Raw genomic sequence first — 5,798 nt, 5'->3', positions numbered from 1 at the left:
CGTAACCGTCCGGCCAACTCACCTTCCTGACCCCGACGCCAAAGGCGATGGTGTCCACCTAATTTAAGTGGACACCATTTCTAGCCTTTTAAGCGGGTCTTTCCATGCAGTCACAACGCCGTTCCTATTCAAAATCCTTCAAGGCCCAAGTTGTCCAAGAGTGCGCCCAGCCCGGCGCATCGATTGCCAGCGTCGCGCAGAAGCACAGCCTTAACGCGAACCTCGTACATAAATGGATTAGGGTACTCACGAACAAAACTATGGCGCTGCAACCTGCTTTCATTCCAGTGCCCTTGCCGCTAGCCGGAGGACATTCGCAGGCAGCTTCATCAAGTATCTGCATTGAAATCCAGCACCCGCGTGGCACCGTCAAAGTGAACTGGCCGACCGAAAGCGCTGTCGCCTGTGCCACCTTTCTGCGAGACCTGTTGGAATGATTCGGATCGATGCCATCTGGCTTGCCACCGAGCCTATGGACATGCGCGCCGGTACCGAGACCGCGCTGGCCAGGGTGATCGCGGTGTTCGGTGTGGCGAAGCCGCACTGCGCATACCTCTTCGCTAATCGCCGTGCCAACCGAATGAAAGTCTTGGTGCATGACGGTGTGGGCATTTGGCTGGCAGCGCGACGATTGAACCAAGGCAAGTTTCATTGGCCCGGCATCCGTCACGGATCGGAAGTCGAACTCGATAACGAGCAACTTCAAGCCTTGGTACTGGGTTTGCCGTGGCAGCGGGTCGGCGCAGGCAGCGCGATCACAGTGCTTTAGCCCCTGCCATTAGCCCATCGGTTTATCGCTGTTGACGACCTGCTCTGACACAATCAGCGGCATGACTTCCTCGCCCAATCTCGACCAGATGACACCGGAACAGCTGCGCGGCTTGGCCGAACAGGCTATGCAGTTGCTGTCCCAGGTCGACTCCATGAGCCAGAAAATCCAACGCCTCGAAACGGTCAACGAGCAACTGGCTCATGAAATCGCCATCCTCAAGCGACACAAGTTCGCCAAGCGCAGCGAGCAACTGAGCCCCGACCAAGGCAGTCTGCTTGATGATCTGCTCGATACCGATATCGCAGCTATCGAAGCCGAGCTGAAGGCAGCCAATCCGCCGGCCGCACCGGCCGAGCCACGTCATAAGCCCAAGCGTGCACCACTGCCGCCGCAGTTTCCGCGAACCGTGATCCGTCACGAACCAGAGAATACTCAGTGCGTGTGCGGCTGCCAGCTTCAGCGAATCGGCGAAGACGTCAGCGAGAAGCTCGATTACACTCCGGGCGTGTTCACAGTTGAGCGGCATGTGCGTGGAAAATGGACGTGCCGTCAGTGTGAAACACTGATCCAGGCGCCTGTACCGGCCCAAGTGATCGACAAGGGCATCCCGACCGCAGGCCTTTTGGCCCACGTGATGGTGGCGAAGTTCGCCGACCATTTACCGCTGTACCGGCAGGAGAAGATTTTTGGTCGGGCCGGACTGCCCATCGCCCGTTCGACACTGGCGCAATGGATCGGACAGACCGGTGTGCAGCTCCAGCCTCTGGTCGATGCGCTGCGTGAGCATGTGTTGGCCCAGGGCGTGATCCACGCCGATGAGACCCCGGTTCAGATGCTCGCACCAGGCGAAAAGAAAACCCACCGCGCTTACGTGTGGGCCTATAGCACCACGCCTTTCTCGGCCCTAAAGGCCGTGGTCTACGACTTCAGCCCCAGCCGTGCCGGCGAACATGCGCGTAACTTCCTGGGCACGTGGAACGGTAAGCTGGTCTGCGATGACTTCGCCGGCTACAAGGCCAGCTTCGAGCTGGGCATCACCGAAATCGGCTGCATGGCCCATGCACGCCGCAAATTCTTCGACCTGCATGCAGCCAATAAAAGCCAGTTGGCGGAGCAGGCGCTTCACTCGATTGGCGGGTTGTATGAAGTCGAGCGACACGCCAAGGAAATGAGCGACGAAGCCCGCTGGCGATTACGTCAGGAAACAGCGGTGCCCATCGCTGAAAAACTGCATGAGTGGATGTTGGCCCAACGCGAACTTGTGCCCGAGGGTTCGGCCACGGCCAAGGCCCTGGATTACAGCCTTAAACGCTGGGTAGCGCTGACGCGCTACCTGGAAGATGGTGCTGTGCCCATCGACAATAACCAGATCGAGAATTTGATCCGGCCGTGGGCGCTTGGGCGCTCGAACTGGTTATTTGCCGGGTCGCTGCGCAGTGGAAAAAGGGCGGCGGCAATCATGAGCCTGATCCAGTCGGCGCGTATGAATGGGCACGATCCGTATGCCTATCTCAAGGATGTACTGATGCGGCTTCCGACACAGCGGGCGAGCGAAATCACGCAATTACTCCCGCAGCATTGGATGCTTGCCTGAGGCAGGCTAAGTGGACTTCGCCAAATAGTCAGCTCAAAGGCTGATTGGCATCAACAATTCGGAAGCGACTTTTCTCAGCATGTAGGTTTCGCGCAGAATTGACTGCCCCATCGAAGACTCGTGACGCTGCATGACGGCTTCATTGTGTGCGATGGCTTCATGCAGGTTGATCCAGACAGGCCGCATACCATTAGCGATTTCGTGGCTTTCCATTCTCACCGGCTCTAGCTGGGGCGCTACTTCGCATTGATAAAAATGCGAGGTCATGTGCATCAGATCGTACTGTGGCTTTTGGTAGGGCCGGTACTCCTCGATGTAACCGTAGTGCTGGAGCACCTGTATTTCACGAGCACCAGTCTCTTCCTCAAGCTCACGCTTCAGGCCTGCGACAATGTCCTCGTCACCATCAAGGCCGCCTCCAGGAAAGCTGAAATCGTTATAGCGCTCGGTGAACAGCAACAGGATCTGTTCACCCCGCATCACGATGCCGCGAGCTGCATGTCGACGGAATACTCTGCCCTGCTTGGATTTCAGCTCGGGGTGAACAATTTCAGTTATGAGTTGCATGTGGTCTCGTAGCGGCAAGATCAGTTAGTCATCGTCCAGGGTGGCCACGGTATTTCCTCAGTTCTGGAAATACTGTGGCCAGTGGAACTGGCTCAGCGAAGCAGCAATAAGGGTACAGTGGATGTACGCAGCATCGTCGTGGTCGTGCTGCCTATCAGAAACTGCCTGATGCGTGAGTGCCCGTACGCCCCCATGACCAAGAGGTCAATGCCGTGCTCTGCCTGATACGCATGCAGTGTGGACTCTACTTCGCCTGGGCGGATCTCGGAATGCACCAGCGAGCCGGAAGACGCAAGCGTGGTTCGTGCCTTCTCCAGCGCGTTCTGGTTGTCTTCAGAATCCGTTCCAACCATGACGATATGAATTGGCAGGCCTTCGCACAGCGGGCTTGAAGCAAGCATCTGTAAGGTCTTGTGGCCTGTTGCGCTGCCGTCAAATGCCACCATGACCGTTTCAGGTTTCCTGAAATGGCTGGTTGTAATCAGGGTGGGGCGGTGGATAGTTCGGACTATCGCTTCAATCTGGCTGCCAAGACTTTGGGCACTGCGCGTGCTGTCCTCACCGACTCTTCCAATCACCAGTAACCGAATATCGTCTTGGAGATCGCTCAGGCTCTCGACGAGATGGCCATGGCGCTGCTTCATATCAGGTGACATGGCGCCAGAGTGAACTGTTCGCTCGCGAGCTTTTTCAAGCATGTGCTGCCCATGCTCCAACGCCAGTTTTGCCCGCTGCGCATCCAGCATGGCCAACTCTTCCAGCAGATGTTCTCTGCTACCGAGACCGATATTGCCGCTGAGGTCAGCGGATGCAGGATATTTCTCCTTATCCAGCACATGAAGCAAGGTCAGGGGAGCGCTGAGTCGTTGCGAGGCCCATGCTGCGTAATCGCAGACCGCCAATGAGGATTGTGAGTTATCAATGCATGCCATTACGCGGGTCATTGTCGTTCTCCTTAGTGGCTCATGAGCTTGTCGATGGCACCGGGTTTGTCATGCACGCCGAAGCGGTCAACGATTGTCGCGCTGGCTTCATTGAGACCGAGCACTTCAACCTCAGCGCCTTCGCGTCGGAACTTGATCACGACCTTATCCAGCGCTGCGACGGCGGTGATATCCCAGAAATGCGCCTGTGTGAGATCGATGGTGACCTTGTTGAGCGCCTCCTTGAAGTCAAAAACCTCAGTGAACTTGTCCGCAGAGCTAAAGAACACCTGGCCCACGACGCGGTAAGTCCGATGCGATTTCGTCTCTTCAAGAGTGCTCTTGATATCCAGGTAGTGCCCGACCTTGTTTGCGAAGAACAGGGAGGCCAGCAGCACACCTACCAGTACGCCGTAAGCCAGATTGTGAGTGGCCACGACGACCACGACGGTCGCCACCATGACGAGGTTGGTCGACAGCGGATGCTCTTTCAGATTACGCAAGGAATCCCAGCTAAAGGTGCCGATGGACACCATGATCATCACAGCCACGAGTGCCGCCATAGGGATTTTGGAGAGCCACTCGCCAAGAAATACCACCATCAGCAGCAGGAAAACGCCGGCACACAATGTCGAGAGACGGGTGCGGCCACCAGATTTCACGTTGATGATCGACTGGCCGATCATGGCGCAACCTGCCATGCCGCCAAGCATGCCGGCAGCGATGTTGGCCACACCCTGGCCTTTGCACTCGCGGTTTTTGTTGCTGGTGGTGTCGGTAAGGTCGTCGACGATGGTCGCGGTCATCATTGATTCGAGTAGACCCACTACTGCCAACGCAGCCGAGTACGGGAAAATGATGCGCAGGGTTTCAAAATTCAGCGGAACTTCAGGCCAGAGGAAGATCGGGAGCGTATCAGGCAGTTGGCCCATGTCACCGACGGTGCGGATATCCAAACCGAGGTAAATGGCGATGGCAGTCAGCGTCAGAATGCACACCAATGGAGAGGGAATCACCTTGCCGATTTTCGGTACATACGGGAACAGGTAGATGATTCCCAGGCCCGCAGCGGTCATGGCATAGACATGCCAGGTGACATTGGTCAGCTCAGGCAATTGCGCCATAAAAATCAGAATCGCTAATGCGTTTACGAAGCCGGTGACTACCGAGCGTGAAACAAAGCGCATCAACGAGCCGAGCTTCAGGTAGCCGGCAAGGATTTGAAGTACGCCACATAGTAGCGTCGCGGCCAGCAGGTACTGGAGTCCATGCTCTTTTACCAGCGTAACCATCAGCAGTGCCATGGCGCCTGTCGCCGCCGAGATCATTCCGGGGCGCCCGCCGACAAAGGCGATGACAGCACAGATACAGAAGGAGGCGTAGAGACCGACTTTGGGATCTACCCCGGCGATGATGGAAAAGGCGATGGCTTCCGGGATCAGCGCGAGTGCGACCACCAGCCCCGCGAGCACGTCGGCACGGACGTTGGAAAACCACGTTTGTCTAAGTTTTTGCAGCATATAAATATCCAAGGCAAAGCATCGCGCACGCCAAGGGAGTGGCGAGCGAATCGATACAAATTCAAATTTTGAGGATTTTTTGCTGTGTGCTTAAGGTGTAAAACCAGGCGTACAGCAGTGAGCACCCGCGAGCGAGGCTAGCGGAAGCAGGTTGTTGCGAGGGGGCGTAGCGCTAAGGCGGCGTAGGCTGCCAGTAGATCGTTTGGAGTACAGTCATGCTGATGTTCCTGTAGCTCAAGGGGTATGCGGAGCCGAAGTATACAATGAAGCCATCGTCGATTGCGACCCGCTGGCAGGCTCTGCATGACCTACGTCAGATACAGGCTTATTCAATGGGTATACCTGCGGGCAAGGCTTTGTTTTCCACCCGTTCTTGTCCGAGCTGGTCTGTGTGCTGAGGGGTGAGTTGGCCAGACGGTTAC

The 5,798-nt window shown here is 56.6% G+C and carries 6 protein-coding genes; 3 read left to right on the top strand and 3 right to left on the bottom strand.

Features of this window, described 5'->3' with window-relative positions:
* Window positions 1-104: 104 nt before the first annotated feature.
* The 3 genes from tnpA to tnpC all read left to right on the top strand — a co-directional run bounded on the left by tnpA (window position 105) and on the right by tnpC (window position 2,366).
* Complete coding sequence (gene tnpA, locus DM373_RS29890; protein ID WP_009684096.1) at window positions 105-437, top strand: IS66-like element accessory protein TnpA; 333 nt, start codon at window positions 105-107, stop codon at window positions 435-437.
* Window positions 434-769 (top strand): IS66 family insertion sequence element accessory protein TnpB, encoded by a 336-nt coding sequence (gene tnpB, locus DM373_RS29395; protein WP_009684097.1) that lies wholly within the window; start codon window positions 434-436, stop codon window positions 767-769. The genes tnpA and tnpB overlap by 4 nt, the downstream gene beginning before the upstream one ends.
* 61 nt (window positions 770-830) lie before the next feature.
* Window positions 831-2,366 carry an IS66 family transposase gene (gene tnpC / locus DM373_RS28000; protein ID WP_009684098.1) on the top strand — a complete coding sequence of 512 codons (1,536 nt, stop codon included), beginning with the start codon at window positions 831-833 and terminating at the stop codon, window positions 2,364-2,366.
* A 33-nt stretch (window positions 2,367-2,399) separates the two neighbouring features.
* Here tnpC and DM373_RS27995 read toward each other — a convergent pair whose 3' ends face one another.
* The 3 genes from DM373_RS27995 to DM373_RS27985 all read right to left on the bottom strand — a co-directional run bounded on the left by DM373_RS27995 (window position 2,400) and on the right by DM373_RS27985 (window position 5,376).
* A complete protein-coding gene (locus DM373_RS27995; RefSeq protein ID WP_009684099.1) occupies window positions 2,400-2,933 on the bottom strand; it encodes an NUDIX hydrolase in 534 nt (177 codons plus the stop codon).
* 92 nt (window positions 2,934-3,025) lie between these two features.
* Complete coding sequence (locus DM373_RS27990) at window positions 3,026-3,877, bottom strand: universal stress protein (protein WP_012316922.1); 852 nt, start codon at window positions 3,875-3,877, stop codon at window positions 3,026-3,028.
* A gap of 11 nt (window positions 3,878-3,888) precedes the next feature.
* The gene (locus tag DM373_RS27985; RefSeq protein ID WP_009684101.1) at window positions 3,889-5,376 is read right to left on the bottom strand and encodes a SulP family inorganic anion transporter; all 1,488 of its coding nucleotides are present in this window, start codon (window positions 5,374-5,376) and stop codon (window positions 3,889-3,891) included.
* Window positions 5,377-5,798 lie beyond the last annotated feature (422 nt).

It is taken from the genome of Pseudomonas sichuanensis (assembly GCF_003231305.1).
Lineage (GTDB): Bacteria > Pseudomonadota > Gammaproteobacteria > Pseudomonadales > Pseudomonadaceae > Aquipseudomonas > Aquipseudomonas sichuanensis.
The sequence above is the reverse complement of the archived record's forward strand: the minus strand, read 5'-3'. Positions and strand labels throughout refer to the sequence as shown.

Bases quoted from the DNA above. Each gene is read 5' to 3' on its own strand.
- DM373_RS27990 (WP_012316922.1), bottom strand. From the start codon at position 3,877: ATGACCCGCGTAATGGCATGCATTGATAACTCACAATCCTCATTGGCG.
- tnpC (WP_009684098.1), top strand. From the start codon at position 831: ATGACTTCCTCGCCCAATCTCGACCAGATGACACCGGAACAGCTGCGC.
- DM373_RS27995 (WP_009684099.1), bottom strand. From the start codon at position 2,933: ATGCAACTCATAACTGAAATTGTTCACCCCGAGCTGAAATCCAAGCAG.
- tnpB (WP_009684097.1), top strand. From the start codon at position 434: ATGATTCGGATCGATGCCATCTGGCTTGCCACCGAGCCTATGGACATG.
- tnpA (WP_009684096.1), top strand. From the start codon at position 105: ATGCAGTCACAACGCCGTTCCTATTCAAAATCCTTCAAGGCCCAAGTT.
- DM373_RS27985 (WP_009684101.1), bottom strand. From the start codon at position 5,376: ATGCTGCAAAAACTTAGACAAACGTGGTTTTCCAACGTCCGTGCCGAC.